This window comes from Nitrosophilus alvini (genome assembly GCF_015100395.1).
Taxonomy (GTDB): Bacteria; Campylobacterota; Campylobacteria; order Campylobacterales; family Nitratiruptoraceae; genus Nitrosophilus; species Nitrosophilus alvini.
On sequence record NZ_AP022847.1, the window covers coordinates 1,722,454 to 1,746,573 of the forward strand.

General features: G+C 37.5%; 21 protein-coding genes. 9 read left to right on the forward strand and 12 right to left on the reverse strand.

Translation table 11 applies throughout. From position 1 onward, the window contains the following. Positions 1-180 precede the first annotated feature (180 nt). Positions 181-1,074 carry a patatin-like phospholipase family protein gene (locus EPR_RS08770; RefSeq protein ID WP_200762847.1) on the forward strand — a complete coding sequence of 298 codons (894 nt, stop codon included), beginning with the start codon at positions 181-183 and terminating at the stop codon, positions 1,072-1,074. 13 nt (positions 1,075-1,087) lie between these two features. Here the strand turns inward: EPR_RS08770 and EPR_RS08775 are convergent, their stop codons facing one another. Genes EPR_RS08775 through EPR_RS08800 form a run of 6 tightly spaced genes read right to left on the reverse strand, consistent with a single transcriptional unit; the run spans position 1,088 to position 6,851 of the window. Continuing rightward, positions 1,088-2,335 carry a glycosyltransferase gene (locus tag EPR_RS08775; RefSeq protein ID WP_200762848.1) on the reverse strand — a complete coding sequence of 416 codons (1,248 nt, stop codon included), beginning with the start codon at positions 2,333-2,335 and terminating at the stop codon, positions 1,088-1,090. A gap of 1 nt (position 2,336) precedes the next feature. Beyond that, positions 2,337-3,341: a galactose-1-phosphate uridylyltransferase gene (locus tag EPR_RS08780; protein WP_200762849.1), complete on the reverse strand. Its 1,005-nt coding sequence runs from the start codon at positions 3,339-3,341 to the stop codon at positions 2,337-2,339. A gap of 9 nt (positions 3,342-3,350) precedes the next feature. Further along, entirely contained in the window at positions 3,351-3,539 is a 189-nt protein-coding gene (locus tag EPR_RS08785; RefSeq protein ID WP_200762850.1) for a hypothetical protein, read from the reverse strand. A gap of 10 nt (positions 3,540-3,549) precedes the next feature. Next, positions 3,550-4,761 carry a glycosyltransferase family protein gene (locus tag EPR_RS08790; protein ID WP_200762851.1) on the reverse strand — a complete coding sequence of 404 codons (1,212 nt, stop codon included), beginning with the start codon at positions 4,759-4,761 and terminating at the stop codon, positions 3,550-3,552. After that, entirely contained in the window at positions 4,754-6,052 is a 1,299-nt protein-coding gene (locus tag EPR_RS08795) for a glycerate kinase type-2 family protein (protein WP_200762852.1), read from the reverse strand. The genes EPR_RS08790 and EPR_RS08795 overlap by 8 nt, the downstream gene beginning before the upstream one ends. Next, entirely contained in the window at positions 6,036-6,851 is an 816-nt protein-coding gene (locus tag EPR_RS08800; RefSeq protein ID WP_200762853.1) for an HAD-IIB family hydrolase, read from the reverse strand. The genes EPR_RS08795 and EPR_RS08800 overlap by 17 nt, the downstream gene beginning before the upstream one ends. A gap of 126 nt (positions 6,852-6,977) precedes the next feature. Between EPR_RS08800 and EPR_RS08805 the strand changes: the two genes are divergently transcribed. After that, on the forward strand, positions 6,978-8,228 hold the full coding sequence (locus EPR_RS08805; protein ID WP_200762854.1) for an Nramp family divalent metal transporter: 1,251 nt from the start codon (positions 6,978-6,980) through the stop codon (positions 8,226-8,228). Here EPR_RS08805 and EPR_RS08810 read toward each other — a convergent pair. Further along, on the reverse strand, positions 8,225-8,995 hold the full coding sequence (locus EPR_RS08810) for an inositol monophosphatase family protein (RefSeq protein WP_200762855.1): 771 nt from the start codon (positions 8,993-8,995) through the stop codon (positions 8,225-8,227). The two genes, EPR_RS08805 and EPR_RS08810, sit on opposite strands and share 4 nt — an antisense overlap. Before the next feature lie 130 nt (positions 8,996-9,125). On the opposite strand from EPR_RS08810, the gene EPR_RS08815 reads away from it, so the two are divergent. From EPR_RS08815 to EPR_RS08825, 3 genes are read left to right on the forward strand one after another with little or no spacing between them, the layout of a single operon-like run. Beyond that, a complete protein-coding gene (locus tag EPR_RS08815; protein ID WP_200762856.1) occupies positions 9,126-10,535 on the forward strand; it encodes a DegQ family serine endoprotease in 1,410 nt (469 codons plus the stop codon). A 35-nt stretch (positions 10,536-10,570) separates the two neighbouring features. Next, positions 10,571-11,230 (forward strand): response regulator transcription factor, encoded by a 660-nt coding sequence (locus EPR_RS08820; RefSeq protein WP_200762857.1) that lies wholly within the window; start codon positions 10,571-10,573, stop codon positions 11,228-11,230. Continuing rightward, positions 11,227-12,444 carry an ArsS family sensor histidine kinase gene (locus EPR_RS08825; protein WP_200762858.1) on the forward strand — a complete coding sequence of 406 codons (1,218 nt, stop codon included), beginning with the start codon at positions 11,227-11,229 and terminating at the stop codon, positions 12,442-12,444. The genes EPR_RS08820 and EPR_RS08825 overlap by 4 nt, the downstream gene beginning before the upstream one ends. Here EPR_RS08825 and EPR_RS08830 read toward each other — a convergent pair. After that, positions 12,425-13,666, reverse strand: coding sequence for an NnrS family protein (locus tag EPR_RS08830; RefSeq protein WP_200762859.1), 1,242 nt, complete (start codon positions 13,664-13,666; stop codon positions 12,425-12,427). The genes EPR_RS08825 and EPR_RS08830 overlap by 20 nt on opposite strands. A 194-nt stretch (positions 13,667-13,860) precedes the next feature. On the opposite strand from EPR_RS08830, the gene EPR_RS08835 reads away from it, so the two are divergent. The 4 genes from EPR_RS08835 (at position 13,861) to EPR_RS08850 (ending at position 18,892) form a co-directional block, all read left to right on the forward strand. Beyond that, positions 13,861-15,720: a TonB-dependent receptor plug domain-containing protein gene (locus tag EPR_RS08835; RefSeq protein WP_200762860.1), complete on the forward strand. Its 1,860-nt coding sequence runs from the start codon at positions 13,861-13,863 to the stop codon at positions 15,718-15,720. Further along, positions 15,717-16,148, forward strand: a complete 432-nt coding sequence (locus EPR_RS08840; protein WP_200762861.1) for a hypothetical protein — start codon at positions 15,717-15,719, stop codon at positions 16,146-16,148. Before EPR_RS08835 ends, EPR_RS08840 begins: the two co-directional genes overlap by 4 nt. Further along, on the forward strand, positions 16,145-18,016 hold the full coding sequence (locus tag EPR_RS08845; protein WP_200762862.1) for an EAL domain-containing protein: 1,872 nt from the start codon (positions 16,145-16,147) through the stop codon (positions 18,014-18,016). Before EPR_RS08840 ends, EPR_RS08845 begins: the two co-directional genes overlap by 4 nt. Positions 18,017-18,124: 108 nt before the next feature. Beyond that, a complete protein-coding gene (locus EPR_RS08850; RefSeq protein ID WP_200762863.1) occupies positions 18,125-18,892 on the forward strand; it encodes an undecaprenyl-diphosphate phosphatase in 768 nt (255 codons plus the stop codon). Here EPR_RS08850 and EPR_RS08855 read toward each other — a convergent pair. From EPR_RS08855 to EPR_RS08870, 4 genes are all read right to left on the reverse strand, one after another. After that, the gene (locus EPR_RS08855; protein ID WP_200762864.1) at positions 18,882-20,048 is read right to left on the reverse strand and encodes a phospholipase A; all 1,167 of its coding nucleotides are present in this window, start codon (positions 20,046-20,048) and stop codon (positions 18,882-18,884) included. The genes EPR_RS08850 and EPR_RS08855 overlap by 11 nt on opposite strands. Continuing rightward, on the reverse strand, positions 20,045-21,337 hold the full coding sequence (locus tag EPR_RS08860) for a TolC family protein (protein WP_200762865.1): 1,293 nt from the start codon (positions 21,335-21,337) through the stop codon (positions 20,045-20,047). The genes EPR_RS08855 and EPR_RS08860 overlap by 4 nt, the downstream gene beginning before the upstream one ends. Beyond that, on the reverse strand, positions 21,334-22,902 hold the full coding sequence (locus EPR_RS08865) for a DHA2 family efflux MFS transporter permease subunit (RefSeq protein WP_200762866.1): 1,569 nt from the start codon (positions 22,900-22,902) through the stop codon (positions 21,334-21,336). The genes EPR_RS08860 and EPR_RS08865 overlap by 4 nt, the downstream gene beginning before the upstream one ends. A gap of 96 nt (positions 22,903-22,998) precedes the next feature. Next, the gene (locus EPR_RS08870) at positions 22,999-24,114 is read right to left on the reverse strand and encodes an HlyD family secretion protein (RefSeq protein ID WP_200762867.1); all 1,116 of its coding nucleotides are present in this window, start codon (positions 24,112-24,114) and stop codon (positions 22,999-23,001) included. Positions 24,115-24,120 lie beyond the last annotated feature (6 nt).

The following is a 24,120-nucleotide window of genomic DNA, read 5'->3' on the forward strand; positions in this document are numbered from 1 at the left end:
ATATTGTGTTTGATTTAATATGTTAACATAAATAAATTAATCGAATTTTATAAATAAACCCAGCAAATAATCTTTTGAACTGAAAGTAACCAAGAGATCTGTTTTTATTTCTATGAAACAAAACTTTTATTTTGTGCAATAATATCAATATTATTTAATTTTCTTTACAAAGGCAGGAAAATGAAAAAAACCGTCTCACTGGCTCTGGGCAGCGGAGGAGCAAGAGGATATGCACATATAGGCGCAATAAATGAACTTGTAAATAATGGCTATAAGATAGAGGCTATTAGCGGCTCATCAATGGGTGCGCTCATAGGCGGCCTTTATGCCTGCGGGAAACTCGAAGAGTATAAAAACTGGGTTCTAACACTCGATTTTATAGACGTAATAAAACTGCTTGATATCTCTTTTGCCCCTTCGGGACTTATAAAAGGTGATAAAGTTTTCGAACATCTGGAAAAAATGATAGGAGATATACTCATAGAGGAGCTTCCCTTAAAATATACCGCTGTCGCTACGGACCTTATTAACCAAAAAGAGATCTGGCTGCAGGAAGGAAAGCTTATAGACGCTATCCGTGCATCCATTGCCATTCCCTCTTTTTTCACACCAAAAGAGATAAACGAAAGAGTTCTCATAGACGGAGGCATAACAAATCCTCTGCCAATAGCTCCTGTAATGTCAGAAATGTCTGATATCATCGTAGCCATAAATCTCAACAGTAATAAACCAGTAAAAAAAATCCGTATCTCCAAAGAAGAGAAAGAGAAAAAAGAGAAAGCGAAAAGTTTTTTTGAATCACTTCTTGAAAATGCCAGGGAGAAAGTCAAAGAAGCAAAACAGAAATCAAAAGAGGAGCTGAATTATCTTACTATTATTTCAAAATCGATGGATATGATGCAAAATATCCTTACAAACTACAGGATTGCAGGATATAAACCCGATATCCTCATAGAGATACCGAAAAGCAGTTGCGATTTTTACGAATTTCATAGAGCCGAAGAGATGATAAAGATAGGAAAAGAGATCGCAAAAGAGGCTATAAAAGATTACGAAAAACTATTATCTCACTGATAGAAAAATTAAATCAGCCTTTTTCCCATTTTTTTATCAGATACTCTTTCATCTCTTCAAACTTCAGAGCCTGCATTTCATAATACTCTTCACACTCTTCCTGAGGTTTTTCGTCAAGTTCGTTTACAAGTGACGCTACTCTGGCGTTATATAGAGGAATCATTGTCTCAAGCAGTTTCATCTCCTGTCTTGGCGTTTCGTGAAAAGCTATAAGATAAGAGTAGACTATTCTTATCCAAGTCTCTATAGGCATTAGAAAATCTAAACAGTTTTTTGTTTTTGCAAGATGCTGTACAACTTTATAGTCTTTCTCTTCCAGTATCTTCTTCCAAATCACACCAAAGTTATTGAATCCCAGTCTGAAGTACTCTATAAGGCTTTCTTGGTCTATTTTAAGAGGTTCCGGCTCTCTCCCGATCTCGTCACCCAAAACGGGTACAGACTTCGAGCCTTCCACCTTTTTCCAATACTCCTCATACTGTTCGCAAAGTTTAAAAATCGTACCCACTACCTGTCTGTACATAGCACTAAGATCCGCTGCCGGATCTTTTACATCGTGAATCTTGGCTCCGAGCCTAGATTCACAAATCTTTGCACCTTTTACAATAGCGGTTGTTGTCATCCAAACATCCACACCAAACTTTGCTATCTCGCTCTCCCACACATCTTCATCTAGATAAAGTTTTACCATTCTTTGAGATATGCCAAAATCTCCCCCGATAGGCTGCCTGATTCTAAGACCGTATAAAGCCCTAGTCAAATCATATGCGATAGTGTTTGTTATTGTCGCATCAAACCTGTCTCTTTTGTACAGAGGAGCAACATAGTCATATCCCTCCATAACGGGTTCTATCACATTTTTAATCCACTCAGGAGTTATAGACCTTAAGTCAGAATCAAAAAGTGCCACACTTTTGGCCTTTAAAAAAGAGGCTGCCTCAAATATCGCCCTAACAGCAGACCCTTTGCCGGGAAGGCCCCTATATATGGTAACAACTTTTTTTATATTAAAACTGTTTATATGAACTCTGGCTGCCTCTTCCCTTGTATCATCAGTAGAACCTCCGTCTGCTACAAATATAAGCGCTTTAGCGTCGGGATAGTATTTTTCAAGCCCTTTTGCAGAAGTTTTAATTACATGCGATATGGTATTTTGACTGAAATAGGCCGGAATTCCTATAACTATATCAGCCTCGCTGAGAGTCTCTATGACTTTTCTCGCATCTTCTCTTAATGCGGTTATGAATCTTCTTCCATCCATTCTATATCCTTGCAAAGGTTTTCAACTCTCTAGCAGCCTCTTCCGGAAGAACACTGTTTATAGCAGAGCCGCTCCCGATCTCAAAGCCTCCCCACACATTCAGTCTCGGAACGATTTCCACATGCCAATGGAAAAATTTATAAGCATCTTTTTCACTTTTTGGCAGTATATGCATAATTATATTATAAGAAACATCGGCTATGCTTCTTCTGAGTGCAACAATCGCACTCAAAACCGCATCTGAGAGCATATCTAAAGATTTTTTCTCTATTTTTATAAAATCGGAAGAATGAAGTTTGGATACTACCCTCATTTCATAAGGGAAAAAGGATGCATAAGGAGAGTAAACTATATACTTTTCATTTTCATATACAACCCTTTTTTTCTCACCTGTTTCACACTCAACCTCATCACACAGCAGACATTTTCCAAATTTACTGAAATATTCTTTACTCTGAAAGAGCATTCTTTTTGTCAAAGAGGGAATATAGGGCAGTGCAATTATCTGAGAGTGGGAGTGCAATATGGAGCTTCCTGCCTCTTCCCCGCAGTTCTTGAATATCTGTACATACTCTATATTTTTGTCTGTATACAAAAAGCTGGCTCTTTTTTGAAATACCCAAAAAAGAAGTGAAACCTCATCAATGGTGAAATCTTCAAACTGTTTGAATTTATCCGGAGTTTCTACAACAATCTCATGATAGCCGTATCCTCCCATATGTAAATATATACACTCTCTTTCTTTTTTATGGTTCTCGCTTTTTTCAAGAGCCGAGTATGCGTTTGGAATGACTCTAATTTTCCATCCCGGAGTATCTGGTCTGCTGTCATCATCTCTTATTGCAAAAATTTCCGGAGGGGTCATATGCTCATTTCCCCACTCAAAAGGAGAGATATAATCTCTCTTCTCTCTCTTTTTTGCATAACCTGCATGTGGCCTAAGCGCTCTTTGCGGCGAAAAAACAGAATATCTGTTTTTTAAGGGATCATATCTTATATCCGGCATTTCATTCCCTTACATCATCGGATGAAAAACAAACATAGAAAAAAATCCACCCAACAGCAGACCCAGCAGAGAAAAGATAAAATAGATTATGATAAAAGCCGGTATCGAAGCAAGGGCCAACTTAACCATAAACATAACCAGACTCCAAAAAGGTATATCAATATCGGAAAGAGTCACTTTTTTGCAGTTTTCTTCCATAGCTGCTCCTTTAATTGTTATCTGTCTCTATAGCATCTTTAAGTCTATCGGAAATATCAGAAATCACAGAACGTACCGTAATCCAGGCGGATAAAGAAGGAACACCAAGAGGATCCTCCAGATATTCTCTCATGGCTTTTCTCATACTCTCTGTAAACACTTCAACCGCTTCTATCTCTTTTTGTCTCTCATAAAAAAGACCGTTTATCTTGCTCAGCGCATCATATTTGGCTATTGCATTTCTCGATTCGTCAAAATAGCAGCTAAGAAGCGTATTGAAAGTACATCTATCAAAAACCATACCTTGCTGTGCAAGAAGCCTGAAGAGAGATTTTGCTATCTCGTTTGCCATTCTCGCAATTCCGCTGTTATCTTTGCTACTGCCAAGAATCTGATGTTTATGTTCGTAAGACTCCATGATCTCAGTCTGGCATACTCTTTTAATAGATGTATTGTTGTACACTTCGCTCAAAGTCGATACTTCAAGACCCCAGGTAGGCGATATTCTTATACCTCTCGCAAGTGATCTTATCATAGCAAACTCACCGGACAGAGCATATCTGAAACTGTTTAGATATTCGAGAAACCTCGTCTCTCCGTATGTCTTTATGATCGATCTTATAAGAGGGGTATAAAAAAGTCTCGTAACCCTTCCGTGAAGCCTGTTTGTGACTCTTGAGTAGTATCCTTTGTTGAATTCAAAATTGAGTGCGGGATGGACAATAGGATAGAAAAGTCTTGCCGGAATCTCCCTGGTATAGTTAACAATATCGCAATCATGTAAAGCTATTGCGTAGTTTTCCTTGTCCACAAAAGAGTACCCCATCATCATCCAGACATTTAATCCTTTTCCTCTTATTTCGATACTATCGAATCCATGTGAGTGAAGATAGGAGTAGATCTCCTGCATTCTCGGACCGTCGTTCCAGATAATATCTGTACGAACAGGAAGCTCGTCCATTATGCGTCTTGCCTTTTCGAACTGCTTTTTTGTGGCCATATCAAGACCAAGAACGATTTTGTTAAGATATTTTACATTTTTAAGCTCATCAACAATTCTTTTCATAGAAGAGGTTTCAAATTCACTGTAAAGAGCAGGCAAAAGAAGTACCATACTCCTTCTTTTAGAATACTCCAGAAGCTCCTCTTCCATCTCTTCGATATTCCGATGACCCAGTTTCGTAAGTGTGGTTATGATTCCGTTTTGAAAAAAATCAGCCATCTCTACCCCTTTTTAAAACAACTGTTATATCCATCACGTTTGTTCCTGTAGGCCCCGTAACTATCAATCCTTCGACTTTTTCAAAAAAAGTGTATGAATCGTTGTTTCTGAGATATCTTTTTATATCAAGCCCCAGATCTCTGCTTCTTTCATATATATAACAATCCGCACAGGCTCCTGCCGCATCGGTGTTTGCATCAATTCCGTCCGTTCCGGCACTTAAAAAAACAATTCCCTGTTTCTCTTTGATTATTTCAAGGGCGGAAAGTGCCATCTCCTGATTTCGACCACCCTTTCCATCTCCTTTCACATTAACGGTCGTCTCGCCTCCAAAGAGCCAGCAGAAATCTTTTTTATATTTTGTATTAAGCGCTTTTTGTGCGATTTTCGCTCCCACATCTTTTGCTTCACCGCACATTTTGTCGGTTACTACAAAAGTTCTGTACCCAAGATAGACGGCTTTTTGCTTTGCAGCCTCCAGAGCCTTTTTATTCGAACCTATTAGAAAATGTTTTATCTTTTTTTTGGGAGCTTTTGGAGTCTCTTCCACAACTTTTTCCAATCCTTTTTTTAAAACCTCTTTTACGCTCTGCGGGACTTTTTCAGAAACAGCGTATTTTTTCAACACAGCCGCAGCATCTTTGAAACTGCTGCTATCAAAATAGCAAGGAGCCGAGCCTATCGTCTGAAGATCGTCACCTATAACATCCGATATTATAAGAACCGCAGCTTCGCCTTTGCAAAGTGATGCCAGCCTGCCCCCTTTTATCATGGAGATATGCTTTCTTACGATATTTACTTCATTAATATCTGCACCGCTTTTTAGAAGAAGCCCGGTCACAAGCCTCAAATCATCCAAAGTTACAGGCGGCAACGGTTTTTCGGCAAGTGCTGAAGCTCCGCCTGATAAAAGAAATACAGACAGATCATTTTTTGTCGTTTTTCCTGCAATTTCCATCAGAGCTTCTGCGCCTTTTTCACTCCCTTTCGATGGTATAGGATGGCTTCCTTTTAATAGTTTTATTTTTCCGACACTGCCCTCTTCCAAAGAGACAACCGTACCTTCCGTTACAACATCCTCTATCAGAGGGTAAAGTGCTTTCGCCATCCTTGCAGACGCTTTTCCGGCTCCCAGAATATAGATGTTTTCATATTTTTCGAGATCATATACGTTTTTCTCAATAAAAAGCTTTTTGCCTTCTCTTCTAACATAAGTTTTTACCAGATTTTCCGGCAAAACGGCATCTACGGCATATCTGAAAATATCCAGTGCATCAGTTCGCAGTTTCAAGTATCTCTCCTATCGTCTCTCCCCAGCCTCTGCTGCCGGGCTTTCTTGCGTATATAAGCCCCGGCAGAGAGATATCGCTGTATCTGCCATCGGGCTTTGGTATCAAAACGGCTTTGTCACATACTTTCAGCATTTCATAATCATTCTCACTATCTCCTGCACATATTGAAGTGACTTTGGAGTGAAAAATCTTTTCATAAACCTTTTTCGTAACCAATAGAGCTTTTCCTTTGTCCTGACCAGCTCCCACGAGATGATAAAACCTGCCACCTTTTGTTATTTTAAGCCCTCTTTTTGCTGCCTCTTTTTTCAAAAATAAAAGATCCTCTTCCTTTTCTATCAAAAAAGGTTCTGTAAACTCTCTTTTTTTCGCAAGTTTAGCATCCTCATATTCAAGACCTGTGAGCCTGGCTATCTCTTCAATATCCATTTCACAAAATCCTCTTATATTGACTTCTCTTTTTATCTCTTTTTCAAATTCACATATATACTCATAATCAACTCCCATCTTTACTACACAGTATTTCTCTTCTTCCAGAGCTTCGGAAGGAAGAAAAGATGCCATCTCTTTGGGAAAAAAGACTGCTGCTCCGTTTTCACTGATAAAAGGAGTGTTAAGTCCCAGTTTTTCTCTTATCTTTTCTATTTCAAAGCGGGTTTTGCTGGAGGAGAGAACAAGAGGTATACTCTCTTTTTCGATAATCTGAAGAACCTTAGAAGCACCTTCGTACGAATAGGTTTCATGATCTAAAAGAGTACCGTCAAGATCGGTAAATATTACAAAAATTTTTTTGTTCATATTTTTCTCCCAAACTGTTACATTATATTATTTTTCGACAATTTATACAAAGTAACAGATATGAGACACTTAAGATGCGGTAACATATAAATAAATTATAATTAGAAGAGAATATAAAGGTTGCTGATGCGAAAGAGTCTTAAAGATAAGATAAAAGAGGATATCAAAAAAAACAGGGAACGGATAAAAAAACTGGGACCTGGTATCATAACCGGAGGAGCAGGAGATGATCCGGCAGGAATAGTTACCTGTACGGTAGTAGGAGCTACAACCGGTTTTTCACTGCTATGGCTCGCTTTTTTATCTGCTCCCATGATGGTCGCTGTACAAGACAGCGTTTCAAGAATAGCTATAGTTACAGGTAAAAGTCTTCCCGAAATAACAAACAGTTTCTATGGAAAACCTTTTACAATCTTTATCGTTCTTATACTCTCCGTTGCAAATATCCTCACAATCGGCGCAGACCTCAATGCAATCGCAGTAATATTTAAGATAACCACCAATATAGATTCCGTATATTTTCTTATACCTATCACTGCACTCATAGCCTATCTTGTTATGTTCGGCAAATATAAGAATGTAAAAAAAATCTTTGTAGTACTCTCTCTTTCACTTAGTATCTACATACTATCCGCTTTTTTGGCAAAACCCGATTTTGAAAAAGTACTTCTAGGTACTTTTATACCCAGTCTGCCTCTTCATTCACTTTTTCTTGTTGCGGCCTTAGGCTATCTTGGAACAAAAATGTCGCCTTATCTACTCTTCTGGCAGGCTTCAGAAGAGAAAGAAGAGCATAGAACCGTAATGCAGGCAAAAGAGGCAGAACTCGATACTACTGTAGGGATGATCTATTCGAGTGTTCTTGACTATTTCATAATAGTAGCTGCAGCCGCCACTATATATGGAACGGGAAATGACATAAAAACCGTGGAAGATGCCGCAACAGCTTTAAAACCTATTGCCGGTGAATACGCATTTCTTATTTTCAGTATCGGCATCATAATATCCGGATTTCTTGCCATACCTGTTCTTGCAGGTACCACTGCATACGCAATAGCAGACACTTTCGGATGGAGAGAGGGAATGGACTACAAAGTCAGCGATGCTAAAGGATTTTATACCGTTTTTATAGGTGCACTGATAATTGGCGACATAATCGACCTTTCACCAATATCGGCGGTTGACGCTCTGTACTACTCGCAGGTCCTTGATGGAGTATTACTTCCTCTACTCATTGGACTGGTACTTCTCATAAGCAACGATAAAAATATCATGGGAAAGTATACAAACAGCAGATTTAATAACATATTCGCATCTGCTACGATGATAATAACCTCTCTTCTCTCTATTGTAATGTTTAGCCGTATATTGTTTTAATATCTTGCTATATTTTTCAAAAGATCCTCATGTACTTTCCCGTTGCTTGCCACTACAATATCTCCAAATCTATACTTTTCACCCTTCTCGTTACTGACTCTGCCTCCCGCCTCTTCCACTATCAAAATTCCTGCAGCAGTATCCCAGGGTTTGAGATTTATCTCATAAAATCCGTCAAATATCCCTTTCGCAGTATAGCAAAGGTCTATTGCCGCCGAACCCAGTCTTCTTATATCTCTTGTTTTTGGTAGAAGCTCTTTCATAGTCTCTATCACCCATCTGTAGTCACGCCCTTTTGTTACTTTGGTATAGGGAAATCCTGTGGCTATAAGAGACTTTTGAAGCAATGTTGCGGCTGATACCTCTATCGGTTCTTTATTTAAAAAAGCGCCTTCGCCTTTTTTTGCATAAAAGAGCTCATCTAAAACAGGATTGTATACAGCTCCCTCTATCGGCTCACTATCTTTAAATATCCCTATTGAAACTGCAACAAAAGGTATACCGTGAACAAAGTTGGTCGTTCCGTCAATGGGATCGACAAAAATTGCGTTTGATGGATACCGTGACTCGCTGTACTCCTCTTCACCTACAATTTCAAAATCGGGATATATCTCTTTTAGCCTTTTTGTCAAAAACTTCTCTATCTCTATATCATACTGTGTAACCAGATCTACTTCACTTTTAAAACTCACGCACTTTTTGCTGTAATACCCCTCTTTTAACATCTCTCCCGCCTCTCTTATAATCGCGGTCAATTCGTTTCGCATCTACTCCCTTTATAAAAAGTTTAGAGGTTGAACCTCTAATTTCTTGTTTACCGTCTGTTAACTTTTTGTTTAAATCTGTTTGCAAAATATCACTTACAATTATATCAGTAAAAAAAACAAGGAGGAGAAAATGAAAAAACTTGCAGTTATCTCAGTTGCTGCGGCTCTGATGCTTTCAGCCGCTACTATCAATTTTAACGAAATGCCCAACCATTTCAAAAGAGTTATGCCAGGAGGCGGGAACAATGTAGTACTTTCCTATTACGATGCTATAAAAGACGCTAAAGAGTCTGTGGTCAACATATCTACCAAAAAAAAGATAAAAAGACCGAAGTTTGACCGTTCTCAGCTTTTCAACGACCCTTTTTTTAGACAGTTTTTCGGACCAATGTTCAAAGATATGATACCAAAAGAGCGAGTGCAAAGATCGCTGGGATCGGGTGTTATCATAAGCAAAGATGGATATATTGTAACAAACAACCACGTTGTAAACGATGCAGACGAGATAACAGTTACGATTCCCGGAAGCGATAAAGAGTATAAAGCAAAAGTTATAGGCAAAGACCCTCTTACAGATCTTGCCGTCATAAAGATTGAAGCAAAAAACCTCAAACCTATAAAGGTAGGCGACTCTTCAAAACTTAAAGCCGGGGATATAGTATTTGCCATAGGAAATCCTTTCGGAATAGGCGAAACCGTAACGCAGGGAATCGTTTCCGGACTCAACAGGAACAGTGTAGGTATAAACACATATGAAAACTTCATTCAGACAGATGCCGCTATAAACCCCGGAAATTCAGGTGGTGCTCTTGTGGATAGCAGAGGGGCACTGATAGGAATCAACAGCGCCATTATAACCAGAAGCGGCGGAAACAACGGTATAGGCTTTGCAATCCCTTCAAATATGATGAAAAAAGTGGTCAAGACTCTCATAGAAAAAGGTAAAATAGAAAGAGGTTTTATGGGCGTAACAATTGAAGATTTGAGCAAAGATCTAAAAGAGCTTTACAGGCACGACTACGGCGCTGTCATAGTAGAAGTTGCCAAAGACTCTGCAGCCCAAAAAGCCGGCCTTAAAAGAGGTGATCTTATCATAGAAGTGGATGGTAAAAAAATAGAAGACGCAAATGAGCTCAAAACAGTTGTAGGTTCCCTGCCACCGGGAAAAACGATAAAAGTAAAATATGAGAGAAACAAAAAAACATATACAACTAAACTGACTCTTCAAAAAAGACCTGAAACATCTCAAAGCCAGGCATCCGAACAGGATGAAATAGGACTGAGTCTGAAAAATCTTGATGAACAGACAAGAAGGATGTATAATATTCCCGAAGATGTGGAAGGTGTTCTTGTTGTAGATGTAGCACCGGACAGCAAGGCCGAAAAAGCCGGATTCAAACCGGGTGATATTATAGAGGGTGTTGAAGACAAAGAGATAGAGAATGTGGATGATTTCAAAGAGGCACTCAAAAAATACAAAGGACCAAAAAGAGTATTCATCAACAGACACGGATACCCTATGATAAAAGTTCTCAAGTAGTCTTGCAGCGCTTCGGCGCTGCCTGAAGGAGTTCGATGAAAATTGCAATGATAGAGGATGATTTTGAGTTGGCTGAAATTTTGACCGAATATCTGAAAAGATTCAATATTGAACTGACAAATTATGAGGATCCTTTTTTGGCTCTGTCGGCTTTAAGGTCTAAAAAATTTGACGCTCTTATTCTTGACCTTTCGCTTCCCGGAATGGACGGACTCGAAGTTTTGAAAAAAATAAGGGAATTTAGTGATATTCCAATAATCATCTCAAGTGCAAGAAGTGACATAACAGACAAAGTTATAGGTTTGGAACTGGGGGCAGACGACTATCTCCCAAAACCCTACAATCCAAGAGAGCTTGAAGCAAGAATCAGGGCGATTCTTAGAAGAAAGAGACCCGAAACTCCAAAAAAAAGCGATGTAGTACTAAACGAAGATGCCAGAGAGATTCTCTTCAAAGACAAACCTCTGCGCCTAACACCGGCTGAATTTGAGATACTCGCCTACTTGATCAAAAAAAGTCCAAAAGTGCTTTCCAGAGAAGATATTCTTTATAATATAGACTCTCTTAATGATGAGAGCACACTCAAAAGCATAGATGTAATAATAGGCAGAATTAGACAGAAACTTGAAGAGAATCCCAAAAATCCAAGACACATAATATCGGTCAGAGGTATAGGATATAAATTCGTTCCATGAAAAAATCATCAATTTTCGTATCAATTACCTTTATATTCTTTATAGCGTTTGTTGCTATCGCAATGGCTGCTTATCTATTTTTGAAATATGACAGATCAAACTATCTAAACACTGTTTATCAAAAATATGAGATTCTTACACATACAATTACCTGGCAGCTTCAAACCGAACAAAATCCCGATGAAATATACCGCCAGATAGAAAAACTCGGGCTTACACCTATAACCTACCCGAAAGAGATAGCAAAAATCATAACCGCTGCTAAAGTTATAGATCAGAAAAATATTCCCATAGGAGAGATAAAACTTCTTCAAAACCAAAAAGATTTTTACATACTTGTTCAGAGTTTCGCAAACCTGTTACTTCTAAAATATGCCCAATACGAACCTTACAGACAGAAAGTCATTATATCTATCTTTTCCATCATCGCACTCTCTTTGCTTTTTGTTTATATCGCTACGATAATGAAACTAAGACCGTTGAAAAAAATAGAAAAAGAGCTTAAGAAATTTTCAAAAGGTGAACTAGACCTTGACCTCGATATAAAAGGAAGCAGTGAAATCGCCCAGGTCGCGTCTGCACTGAAAGAGGCTACCGACTCGATCAAAAACCTTTTGGAGTCCAGAAAACTGCTTTTAAGAAACGTGATGCACGAACTTAAAACTCCTATCGCGAAGGGAAGAATAGCTTCGGAAATGATAGAAGATGAGAAGCAAAAAAAGAGGTTTATCAAGATATTTGAAAGACTCAACTCTCTTATAAACGAACTCGCCGCTTTGGAAGCGGTAGATTCAAAAATAGAACCCGAGCTTAAACGCAGGGCTGTTCGGGATATCATAAATGAGGCGATTGAACTTGGAATGTTTGACAAAAAAGAGGTCGAAAAGGATATTGAAGAGGACTTTTTTGTCAATGCTGATTCACGCCTTTTTTCAATTGCTGTCAAAAATCTGCTGGAAAACGGTATAAAACACTCAAGCGATCATAAAGTAAAAATAGGTACAAAAAAGGGATCGATTTTTATCGAAAGTCGGGGAGAACCCCTGAAAAGAGAAATCGAATACTATCTTCAGCCCTTTTCGAAGGAGAGCAGAAGTGAAGGTTTCGGCCTTGGTCTATTTATAGTATCAAAAATCCTGGCTCTTCACGGCTTCAAACTCTCATACAAATATAAAGATGGGCGAAATATATTTACTATCTCAACAAGTAGATGAGATATTTTCTGCTCCACAGAACAAACATCAACACCCAAAGCCCGGCCGTAAACAAAATTGCATGATAGTATGCCTGCGGCAGCAAAAAAAACAGAACCGAGCTTGCCGCTCTGAAAAATACTACGAACTGCACGAACAAAAACACGAAAACAGTATATCTGTCTGCCACAGGAGGCCGCCCGGAATGGCCCAGAGTAACCCTGCTTCCGAAACCTATAAGGATGGTTGTCAAAAATCCCACCATCAGGATATGAAGAGAGAGTCTCTCCAAAGGATCATACGCCGTACCCAAACTCCACCATAAAACATTTTCCACTGCCGAGAGTCCAAATCCTAAAGGAATCCAAAACAGAGACAGATACATAACCCACAGCATTGCAGAGACTTTGAAAACCGGCAATTTCCATTTTACAAGCTCTCTTCCTATAAAACCGGCAAGAGCCGCATCCGCCAGTGCTTCAACCAGATGAAGACCTGCTGTTGCAAATAGAGTTTTTGCTATAAGCAGATAAAAAACAGTTTTCAGCATTCCCGGTGTTTTATTTGGCTGATATCCAAACTGTGCCGCTGTTGTAAAAAAAGGTATCATTCTCTGCCCTACGGCAAAAGCCATAAAAAAGAGATAAAGGTAAACAGCGATATTTTTGGCCGCTTCATAGATAAAAACCGTCCATCCGACTTCTGGTAAAAAGAGATAAATGAGAAGATATGCAATAAACAGAAGATGCGCAACAAGCCCCAGCCCGAAAGCTTTCAGCATCCAACCGGGTTCATCTTTTTGGGGAACCGGACTGAATCTATATATCTGATACATTATCGCAAAAGCAATAAATTGTGCCGCAAAAGTCAAAACAACGGACAAAAGCGTAAGATAAACAGAAATAAATTGGGAGACAACGAAGAGTAAAGCACCCGCCTGATACAGTATAAAAACCCTGATGTTTGCGGTTCTGGGAAGTTCCGGAACACCCAAAAATCTTGGAAATGTAGTAAAAAGAAAACCTATAAAAAACTGGCTGAAAATTATAAATGCAAAAGAGTAAAAGTGAAAAAGTTTCGGCTCATAAGTAACACCTATCACCCCTTTGAACTGAAGTGCAAAAAAAGTCATAAAAACCATTGCAAATATCACACCTGATGAAAAAAACATTCTATGGGGCTGTGATGTGAAAATATCCCAGAAACCAGGCTTTTTTTCCGCAGTATGAGACCATTGGTTCATAACAGTTCCTTAAAACAAAAAATATTGCAAAAGTTTATCTCAATAATCTTTTTTTATCAATAATATCAGTCAAATTTGTCAGTTACAAACATTTAAATTATCGGAAATTATATTTATTAGAATTAAGACTTATATAAAGCATAAGATTATAATATAGAAATATTAAATGATTTTAGTTCCTGAAAAGGAGATAGATGCATTTGAAAAAATTTTTCCTTTTTCTGCTCTTGATATCATATGGATTTTCAGAAGATCTGGCAAAACTTTTAAACGAATACAGAATTGAATCTGAACTATCCAAGATTACCAAAATCGAATCTGCCGGTTTTGTAGATATCTATACGAGAGAAGATCTGGAAAAGATGCAGGCTCGCAGTTTATTGGATATTTTGAAAACTCTCCCCGTTCTGATGCTTACCAGAACTTCAAACAATCTTTATCTCTTTTCAAAACCGACTTCAAGCTATATACCTATGCCGGCGATAAGGCTGTTCATAAACGACCATGACGTAACTTCCACATCATTTGGAAGTGCCATGGTGGTATGGTCCGATATGCCTGTTGAGTATATTGACCATATAGAGGTCTATAAAACGGCGTCATCCATGGAGTTCAGCAACGAACCGGGCACAGCAATTATCAAAGTTTATACTAAAAAAGCAGAAAGAGAAGAGGGCGGGAAATTAAGAGTGCTTAAAGACCAAAAAGGCAGTTTTGAAGCCGATACATATTTTGCCCACACAGCGCTGGACGGATTTTCATACTTCTTTTATGTAAATACAAACAACATAAAAAGAAAAAAATATGATCACAAAGAGTATGAAATAAGCAGTGACAAAAAAGGATATAACTTTTATTCCGATATTTTATATAACGACTGGAGAATAGAACTTGCGCACTATTTCAAAGAAAATGAAAATTTTATGGGAATAGGCACAAACTATACCCCTTCAGACGGCAAAGTGGATGTAAAACAGAGTTATGTCCATATAACAAAAAATTTCAAAAACAGTTTCAAACTGCAACTTGAATATGACAATCTTGATTATGATAGAACATATCAGGACGAAAACGGCATTTACGCTGGCAGTGCCGGCATTGTCGACTACTATAGCACACATTGTAAAGACGACGTATTTTCTGTTATTGCGGAGAAGAGACTCCTTTTTGAAAAAAACCGGCTTCTTCTGGGCGCTTTTTATAAATACAAAGGTTTCAAAGCAGAAGGTAAATTTGATCAAATTTCAACAAACTACGCCAACTCTTTGAACTTATACTCTCTTTATGCTGAAAACAGTTTCAGTTTTGATGAAAAGACGATGATTGTCGGTTCAATTAAAGAAGACTTTTACATTTATGACAAAGAGGTAAGATCGCACAGCCATCATATCATAAGACTGGGATTTATAAAAAATATCGGCAATTTTCAATTCAAAGCATTTTCAACAAGAACATACTATCCGGTAGAGTTTTACAAACTCTATAACAAAGACGATATTCCATACAAAATAAATCCAAACCTGAGATTTCCGATAATAGATATACATATGGCAAGCATCAGATATAAAAAAAAGGGATATGAGGTGGAGTTCAGAGCCAGTGCACACAGACTGAAAGATAATGTGATCTTCTCGGACTCCGGATTTATAAATAGCCCCGATACAGTAAGAAAAGAGTTTTATCTGCTTAAGTATGCCTATCTTTTCGATAGAAACGACAGACTCTATCTTGAATTTTTTACCGGTGAAAACAACAAAGGAGTTGAACTCAGCCCCAAATATGGCATAAACTTTAGAATTTTCAACAGTTACGGCAAATTCGACTTCTATAACGAGCTTATCTATAAAAGCAGTTACGAAGCATACGGTATTTCAGTGGATAAAACATTCGACTGGACGGCTGCCGCCAAATATCACTATTCGCCAAATCTTTCAATTGGAATCAGAGGCGAAAATATCTTTAACAGCAGTTTTAAACAGGTATACAAAAATTTTCCATATGCAATTCCCGTATTTGATAAAAAATTTTGGATAAATATGGAGTATCTGTTTTGAGAAAAATTGTACTTTTGTTTTTTACAGTCCTAAGTCTGTCGGCATCAGTATTAGAAATAGAACAGAAAATTTACCGTACGGTATTAAGCGCAATATTTCCGGATAAAAAATCGATTATTGTCTGGACCGACAAACCCGAAAAAAAAGTTATATATGAAAAAATAGAGGGTACTAAAATCACCAATGATATAAAAAAAGCTGATATATTATTTGTCCACAATCCAAAAACTTTAACAAATCTCAATACATATAAGGTAATAATTTTCGTAGGAAACTACGCTCTTTTAAAAAAATATCAGAATGTGGCAATCGGCGGATTTTTCTGGCAGAAAGGAAGACCCAATATAGTTTTTATCAAAAAAAACCTGCAAAAACTCAATATAAATTTGCCAAAAACTTTCGAAGAATTTATAGAGGATAGTGTTTGAGACATATAAATAGAATCGGTATTTTGCTTATAATTTTTATATTTGCAGCCATCGTCTACCTTTTCTTTGCTACGCAAAAAGTAGAAAACGCTCTTTCACACAATCTTGAAAGACTTTTTATAAAACAGGCTGAAGAGTTTGCGGTCAATATAGAAGAGATTATAAAACAGAATGTAGGAAAAGATCCTTTTAAGAGCCTCTCAAAAGACAAAGAGTTGAGAGAAAGACTCCAAGACGCTCTTTCCATTTTGATCAACTCATCTTATAAATATATTTATGTTTTATACAGAGACAAAAAAGGGAGATTTCGTTATCTGCTTGATGGAAGCAAAAGCGACAGAGGAGAATTCGGTCAAAAACTCGATGTTGAAAAAGCGGCATGGAACAAGGTATACGAAACAAAAAAAGAGAATATTATCCTTCATAAAAACCTGGAAGGACTTTGGATAACATATCTGAAACCTCTTATTTATAACGATAAAGTTGAAGCAGTTATTGCTATAGACTTTTCTACCGATCTTCCGCAAAATATTTACAATACAACAAAGCCTATAAAAAATATTTTTACATATATTTTTGCAGCAATAGGCATTTTAGTTTTACTGCTGCTCTATCAGACAGTTTTGAATATCATTACAAAAAAAGAGAGCATAACAGATGCATTAACATCTTTATACAACAGAACCTATTTAAGAGAGTTTTTAAAAAACATAGACCCGTCTAAATATCATATTCTCATGATCGATATCGATCACTTCAAAAAGGTAAATGACAACTACGGCCATAAGGCCGGTGATTTTATTTTAAGAGAGGTTGCACATATTATCAAACAGCTTGTAAGAAAAGATGATAGGATTGTCAGATTCGGAGGGGAAGAGTTTCTGATTTTCTTAGAACAAAACGATAGAGAAGAGTTCGCTCTGAAAATAGCCCAAAGAATCAAACAAACCATCGAAAATACGAGATTTATATATAACAACGCCGAGATAAATATAACTTTATCAATCGGAATATGTTTAAAGCCTGAACGATTCAAAAACATAAACAATGCTATAAAAGCTGCAGACTCTATGCTTTATATAGCAAAAAAAGAGGGAAGAAACAAAATAGTTTTATATTCCCAAAGAGAGATACAGGAGGCAACATGCGGACAATTTGAAATCTCGGAAGTTCAAGAGGCTTTGGATGAAAACAGAATACTCTGCCACTACCAGCCGATTTTCGATATAAACAAAAACAGGATAGTAAAGTATGAAGCTCTTGTCAGAATGATTGATAAAAAGGGCAAACTTATATATCCCAGTATGTTTCTAGAACATATTGTTCAAACAAATGTATATTATGCTTTGACCAAAAGAGTTTTAAACACAGTTTTTCATACTATCAAAGAGAAGAGAGTATCAATAAGTGTAAATCTCAGCTTTTCTGATATAAGCGATAATGTCATCTACAATATGATTCTTGAAGAGATAGAAAAACATAAAGCTCTTTCTCACTGGCTGGTTATAGAACTTTTGGAAAATGAAGATATAAAAGAAGATATCATCAGAGAAAGACTTATCAGACTTAAATCTTTTAATGTAAGAATAGCTATCGATGATTTCGGCAGCGGATTTTCAAATTTTGCCATTTTTAAAACTCTTCCTATAGATATTTTAAAACTTGACGGAAGCCTGATACAAGAGATCGACAAGTCAAAAATTTCCTACAGTATCACAAAATCGATCGCTCTTTTTGCAAAAGAGTTAAACATAAAAACAGTGGCAGAGTTTGTCCATAATAAAAGAATTCTGGAAATTATCAGGGAACTTGGCATACAAGAGGGGCAGGGTTTCTATCTTGGCAAGCCATCTAACAAAATTCAGTAAAAACTATCCTGAGATTCGCTATAGGTACCAAAAAGATTTCAAGAGTATCTTTGATACGATAAGGTACAATACCTGCATTTGTTTTCATCTGATTATTTAAGGTCTGATATGGATATTATACAGGCAATTGTTTTCGGATTTGTTGAGGGATTGACAGAGTTTTTGCCGGTTTCATCCACAGGACATCTTATACTAACGGCAAAGCTGATGGGACTAGAACAGACAGATTTTTTGAAAAGTTTTGAAGTGATTATTCAGCTTGGTTCCATTCTGGCAGTCGTTTTCGCTTTTCGTGACAAGCTATTGACAAACGTTGAATTATGGAAAAAACTATTGGTCGCTTTTTTGCCTACAGCCGTTTTGGGGTTTACGCTGTATAAACTCATAAAGTCTCTTTTTGCACCCTCTACTGTGGCATATATGCTTATCGTTGGCGGCATAATTTTTATATTGGTGGAGCTTTTTTATAAAGAAAAAACACACCACGTAAAAAACCCGGAAGATGTCACATACAGGCAAGCATTTTTGATAGGACTTTTTCAGTCTCTGGCCATGGTACCGGGAACTTCAAGAAGCGGCGCCACTATAATAGGCGGTCTTCTTATAGGTCTTAAAAGAAAAGCCGCAGCGGAGTTCAGTTTTCTTCTTGCGGTTCCTACGATGTTTGCCGCCACATTTTATGACATATACAAACACCACAGCGAATTTGATTTTTCAAACGCTACTGCTTTGACAGCCGGTTTTGTAACATCGTTTATAGTGGCGCTTTTTGTAATTAAGTGGTTTCTTGACTTTATAAAAAAACACACATTTATACCTTTCGGTATTTATAGAATTGTTGTGGGAACGGTTTTTTTGATTTTCGTTATCTTGTAAACATCATTCCAAAACCTATCTTGTTTACATTTTTATTATAATCTATCAGGCTCTCACCGTATCCGTTGAAATACTGAACATAGCCAAATGTTCTTTTGAAAAGGAAAAAAGGAAAAGACCAGTCCAACTGAACAGATCCTCTGTTGTTTTTGAAGCGAAGGTTGTTTCTGAGTTTGAGTTTCAAAAAATGTCTACCGAGAGGAATCCCCGCTTTGAACTCTCCGTATCCGAGATACGACTCAATATCGGGATTATCATCACCGCCCGGATCACCTGGAAATCTTTTATCTCTTTCAGGAATTCTGTACCATACTTTTACCGCATACAATAGGTTTTTATAATGAAACAATCCTTCGGCAAAAATTCTGTTCCAAGATCTTGAAAACTGCACCGGCTGACCGTTTGACTGATGGTTGAAACCTACTTTATACCCTATCATTGGAATTCTCTTCATTCCGGGTGTAGGTACCATTACAAAGAGTTCCGGTTCGTAGTTTGTTTCTCTAAAGGGAGACGATGCCGAATATATCTGCCAGTTTGACTGTTGAGTATATCCAAAAGCGTATATCTCATCATATCCTAAAAGATTCGACGCAAGAGGCTTTAAAAAACTTATCTGAAATTTTGCCTCTTTACGATTTCTGTCACTCTTTTTTGTAAAATCGTAGGTAAAAGGCATAAAATAGTTCTCTTTGTATGGAATTATGCCGAGTTTTTCAGAGAAGACTCTCTTTAGTACAGATTTCGTCGTATTGTCTTCATACTTTTTTATAAGAGTATGAAACATTGTCTGAATATCTTCATTTTTTCTCTCTGGCTTACTGTGAAAGTTTTCGCTATTTTTGTGGCTTAACCATTTAATGGCCAGCTTTTCATCTTTTTCAACCCCCTCGCCTTCAAGATACATCAGTCCTACTTTCACAGCAGCTTCTACATCTCCTTTCATTGCCGCTTTTTTGTAGTAATAAAAAGCCTTTTTTATATCTTTTTTAAATCCGGCACCCTTCTCATAAAAAGCGGCCGTAATTTTCATAGCCTCCACATCCCCTTTTTGGGCTCTTTTTTCCCATTCCAGAGCAATTTTTGAAATACTTTCCTGAGATGCTTCAGCCAAAATGACAAAAATTATCAATAGAGCAATCTTAAAAAGTTTCATCTAAATACCGCCTCTTCAAACTTTTTCATAGATATCTGTAACAAGAGTCTGCATTTTTGCCGAAACAGCATAGACTCGACTGTTTTTAGTCTCGCTTTTGCTTCAGATAAAGCTGCAATAGAACGGCTGAGCTCATCTGCGCTTGCAAGCTGGTTGTTAAACTTTCCTTTCGTCAGTCTGTAATACTCTTTTTGTGCCCTTAACTGTTTGACTGCTGCCTCTTTTGTGGCGCTCAGGGATTCTATCCGAACTATACTGTTTTCTATTTCAGTTTCAACCTTTTTTACATAATCGCTGTAAAAATAAGCTGCTGCCAATTTTTTTGCAGATGCCGCCTCTTTTGACCTTGTCGTGGCATATCCGTCGAAAATATTCCATTTTATAACCGCGCCTATAAAGCTTTGATCTGCATTTGTAAACCCGTTTCCGTCGAGAGCTACAGTGTTACCCTGTCTCTTCAGTGCTCCAAGAGCAACAATTTTGGGATAGTATCCGCTTGCTGCAAGCTCAATATCTTTCTGACTGATCTCAAGCTCTTTTTTTAATGCTAGAATATCTTCTCTTTTTGAAAGCGCCTCTTTAAACAGTGCTCTCTTATCTGCAGAAACTGTTATTTGGGGCAAATTATCCGCATCTTTTTTTATTCCTGTTATATACTCGAGCATATTTATAAATTCTGTTTTCTGGGATTTGATATTCTCAATGTCGGCTCTTATCTCGTAGATTTTTGCTTCAATGTTATAAAGATCAGCCGCCGCAAGCAGACCCTGATCATAAAAACCCTTCGCTTTTTTATATGCATCTTTCGCGGCTTTCAATCCCTCTTTTAGAGCCTTGATGTTTTCATTAAGGCTGTAAACGGCAGCATAGATATCTGTTAGCTTAATATAAAGATTTCTTTTGAGGTCTTTTAATTCGAGTCTTGCTTTTATATATTCAAGTTTAGATTTTTCTATTGCTCTTGTGATGGCAAAACCGGTAAAAATCGGATAACTAAAACCTATCTGCCCTTCAAAATTGTCTTTTGTACCCATAGGTATCGAAGGAGGCATACCCGGAAGAGGCAGATGAAGAGAGGTTGTAGGCGTATCTTTCAGCCGTATATATTGCAAAGATGCATCAACAGTCGGAAAATTTTTCGATTTGGCAACTTCAACCATCTTTTTCATAGCAGCTACCTGCTGCTGTTTGGATTTGAGCAGTAGATTTTCATCAACTCTTTTTGCGATATCCTCAAAACTTCCGCCAAACAGAATTATCGGCAAAAGCATAAAAACCGTTTTTTTCATCTCTGTACCTTTATAGGATTTTTTGGTCTGAAAACAAAAAGTGCCACAACGAAAACAAATCCGAGTAACCCCCAGTATGCCGCATGCATAAAAGTGTTATAAAATCCGTAGTTATAGCTCATAAACGCCTCATAGTTTCCAAAAAGCACCTTTGCCTGTTCCATACTAATCCCCAGCTTCTCTTTTAATTGTTCCAAAAAACCGCTTACATACTCTATATTTTGCAGTTCGTTCATATTCTGAAAATGCATATTTTTGAAAAACTCCATATTGTTTGTCGCAAGAGCCGTTCCGAAACTTCCTCCCACAAAACGAAAATAATCCATCAATACTATGGCAAGCTCGCCTTTGTGTTTCGGCACACTTTGCAAAAGCAAAACAGTTGTGGGAGCAAAAAACATCCCCATTCCTATACCGAAAGGAATTGTCAAAAGTATCGCCTTTGTCATCGGAGTATAATAGTTCAGATGCGGCAGCAGGAAAACAGAAGTAAGAATATATATAAACGCGGCGATAGCGACTGTATATTTTGCGCCTATTTTATCACTCATTATCCCGGCTATCGGTGAGAAAATTCCAATGAAAACGGCAAATGCAAAAACAGCAATCCCCGCATCAAGAGTAGGCAGTGTTTTTATATGCTCATAATATACCGGCAGCAGATAGAAATACTGATACATGCTGAAACCCAGAATAAAAAAATATATAAGTATTCCATTTAGAAAATCCGGATTTTTAAAAAGAGAAAAATCGATGAGTTTATATTTCGAATTTATTTCGCTGAGTGCATAAAGAAGATAACCAATAATGGATGCAAACATCAAAATACCGATGAGATTTGAGCTGAACCACCCCAAAACCTGTCCCCGGCTTAACATTATCAAAAGGCTCACTGTTGCGAAAGATATTAGAAAAAAACTGACAAAATTGAATTTAAGCTTTTCGAAAAATCTCTCTTTTGGCAAAAAAACAATTCCGGCAACTACCAAAAATATGCCTATTGGAACATTTATAAAAAAGACCATTCTCCAGTTGTAATATTCGGTGAGATATCCGCCAACTGTAGGACCAAGAGCCGGCGCAAAGCTCACACCAAGAGCAAATATCCCCATTGCAAGCCCCTGTTTGTTAGGAGGGAAATAGGAAAATATCATGATATGACTCGTTACCATTATCAAAGCTTCTCCTACCCCCTGAAGAGTCCTTGCAAATATGATAAATCCAAGATCATTAGAAATTCCACATAAAAAAGATGCAAAAGAAAAGAGTGCAACTCCGAAAAGATATATGCTTTTTGCCCCAAACCTCTTTATAAGATATTCGCAGACCAAAAGTCCGATGGCCGCCGCTATCATATAGCTTGTTATTATCCACTGCACCCCGTACATATCTGTAGCCAGAGGACCCGTAAGCTTTGGAACTATAACATCTACCACGGTAGTATCGAGTATGGCCATAAACGCACCTACCATAACGATGATTGAAAAAATGGCGCGTTCTTTGCTTGTTATATCCCAAGGCTGCGGAGCAGTATTTTTAGATATTGGACACTGCTCATTGGGCATTCTGTTTTCCTGCCAAAAATTTTAAATCTTCAGGCAAATAGATATAAATTTCCCGATTTTTGAGCTTTTGCTCCATCTTCTCTCCAATATCCAATATTAGTTCTCTCTTTTTATAGCTACAGTAGCCCCCATCCCTACTCTAAGCCCCTCTTTATCTTCAAGTTCTATCCTTACAACAAACCTCTGATCGAGCTTTGTAAACTCACCGCTTGCTATGTCTCTTGGAACAAGGCTAAAAGTGGATGCGGAAGCGGGAAGAATTTTTGTTACCACTCCTTTGAATTTTCTCTCTTTGATGGCATCGGGTTCTATTACAGCACTGCATCCCGGCTTCACACCTTTGAGTTTCTTTTCAGACAAAAGCACCTCAACGTGAAGATCATCAGGATCGACGATTGCATATACAGGTGCTCCTTTTTTTACTACAGTTTTTATGTTTGTAAATTTTTTTGCAATTATGCCCTTATACGGAGCATACAGTTTGCAATAACCTATCTTGTTTTCTATATCTTGGAGCTCTTTTTCAAGAGCCTCTCTTTTTTGCAAAAGAGCCTCTATCTTTTTTTGAAGCTCTTCAATACTTTTTCTTTCCACCAAAGAGAGCTCATATTTTTTCCTGACACTCAAAAGAGACTGTATATTTGCCTTAAGGTTTTGCTTTTGAGACTCTGTCAGTTTTAACAGGGACTCTTTTTTTGTTTTTATATTTTCAAAGCTGCTTTTGGATATCAAATCCTCTTTCAACATATTTTCATATCTTTTTTCATCTTTTGAAAGTTTTGAAAGTTTCATCTCATTTGCTTCAATGGACAGCCTTAATGCTTCTATCTTCTTTTTAAACACTGATATCTCATTTTTTGCTATCTCGGAAGTGATGGATACTGATCTGGCAATCTTCTCTTTTTTAATCTTTAAAGCTTCGATATTTTCATCAAGCTCTTTGATATAAGACTCTATTTTCTCTTTAGCAACCAAAAAATCTTTATCATCAATACAGGCCAAAAGATCACCCTTTTTAACTCTGTCTCCCTCTTTTTTTTTCATATCTGCAATCTTGCCGCCTACTTTGAACGAGAGAAAAGTCAACGAGTCAGTTTTTACAAAAGCTGCATCACTGACGGCATTTTTGCTTCTGTAACTGATATAGTCGTATGCCAGATACGCAAATATAAATATTAAAAAAATTATCAAAACAGAACCAGCTTTTTTCATTTAACC

Coding starts and splice junctions, on each gene's coding strand:
- EPR_RS08865 (WP_200762866.1), bottom strand. CDS start 22,902: ATGCCCAATGAGCAGTGTCCAATATCTAAAAATACTGCTCCGCAGCCT.
- EPR_RS08855 (WP_200762864.1), bottom strand. CDS start 20,048: ATGAAACTTTTTAAGATTGCTCTATTGATAATTTTTGTCATTTTGGCT.
- EPR_RS08830 (WP_200762859.1), bottom strand. CDS start 13,666: ATGAACCAATGGTCTCATACTGCGGAAAAAAAGCCTGGTTTCTGGGAT.
- EPR_RS08860 (WP_200762865.1), bottom strand. CDS start 21,337: ATGAAAAAAACGGTTTTTATGCTTTTGCCGATAATTCTGTTTGGCGGA.
- EPR_RS08790 (WP_200762851.1), bottom strand. CDS start 4,761: ATGGCTGATTTTTTTCAAAACGGAATCATAACCACACTTACGAAACTG.
- EPR_RS08815 (WP_200762856.1), top strand. CDS start 9,126: ATGAAAAAACTTGCAGTTATCTCAGTTGCTGCGGCTCTGATGCTTTCA.
- EPR_RS08800 (WP_200762853.1), bottom strand. CDS start 6,851: ATGAACAAAAAAATTTTTGTAATATTTACCGATCTTGACGGTACTCTT.
- EPR_RS08810 (WP_200762855.1), bottom strand. CDS start 8,995: ATGCGAAACGAATTGACCGCGATTATAAGAGAGGCGGGAGAGATGTTA.
- EPR_RS08820 (WP_200762857.1), top strand. CDS start 10,571: ATGAAAATTGCAATGATAGAGGATGATTTTGAGTTGGCTGAAATTTTG.
- EPR_RS08775 (WP_200762848.1), bottom strand. CDS start 2,335: ATGGATGGAAGAAGATTCATAACCGCATTAAGAGAAGATGCGAGAAAA.
- EPR_RS08805 (WP_200762854.1), top strand. CDS start 6,978: ATGCGAAAGAGTCTTAAAGATAAGATAAAAGAGGATATCAAAAAAAAC.
- EPR_RS08850 (WP_200762863.1), top strand. CDS start 18,125: ATGGATATTATACAGGCAATTGTTTTCGGATTTGTTGAGGGATTGACA.
- EPR_RS08780 (WP_200762849.1), bottom strand. CDS start 3,341: ATGCCGGATATAAGATATGATCCCTTAAAAAACAGATATTCTGTTTTT.
- EPR_RS08835 (WP_200762860.1), top strand. CDS start 13,861: ATGCATTTGAAAAAATTTTTCCTTTTTCTGCTCTTGATATCATATGGA.
- EPR_RS08825 (WP_200762858.1), top strand. CDS start 11,227: ATGAAAAAATCATCAATTTTCGTATCAATTACCTTTATATTCTTTATA.
- EPR_RS08770 (WP_200762847.1), top strand. CDS start 181: ATGAAAAAAACCGTCTCACTGGCTCTGGGCAGCGGAGGAGCAAGAGGA.
- EPR_RS08870 (WP_200762867.1), bottom strand. CDS start 24,114: ATGAAAAAAGCTGGTTCTGTTTTGATAATTTTTTTAATATTTATATTT.
- EPR_RS08785 (WP_200762850.1), bottom strand. CDS start 3,539: ATGGAAGAAAACTGCAAAAAAGTGACTCTTTCCGATATTGATATACCT.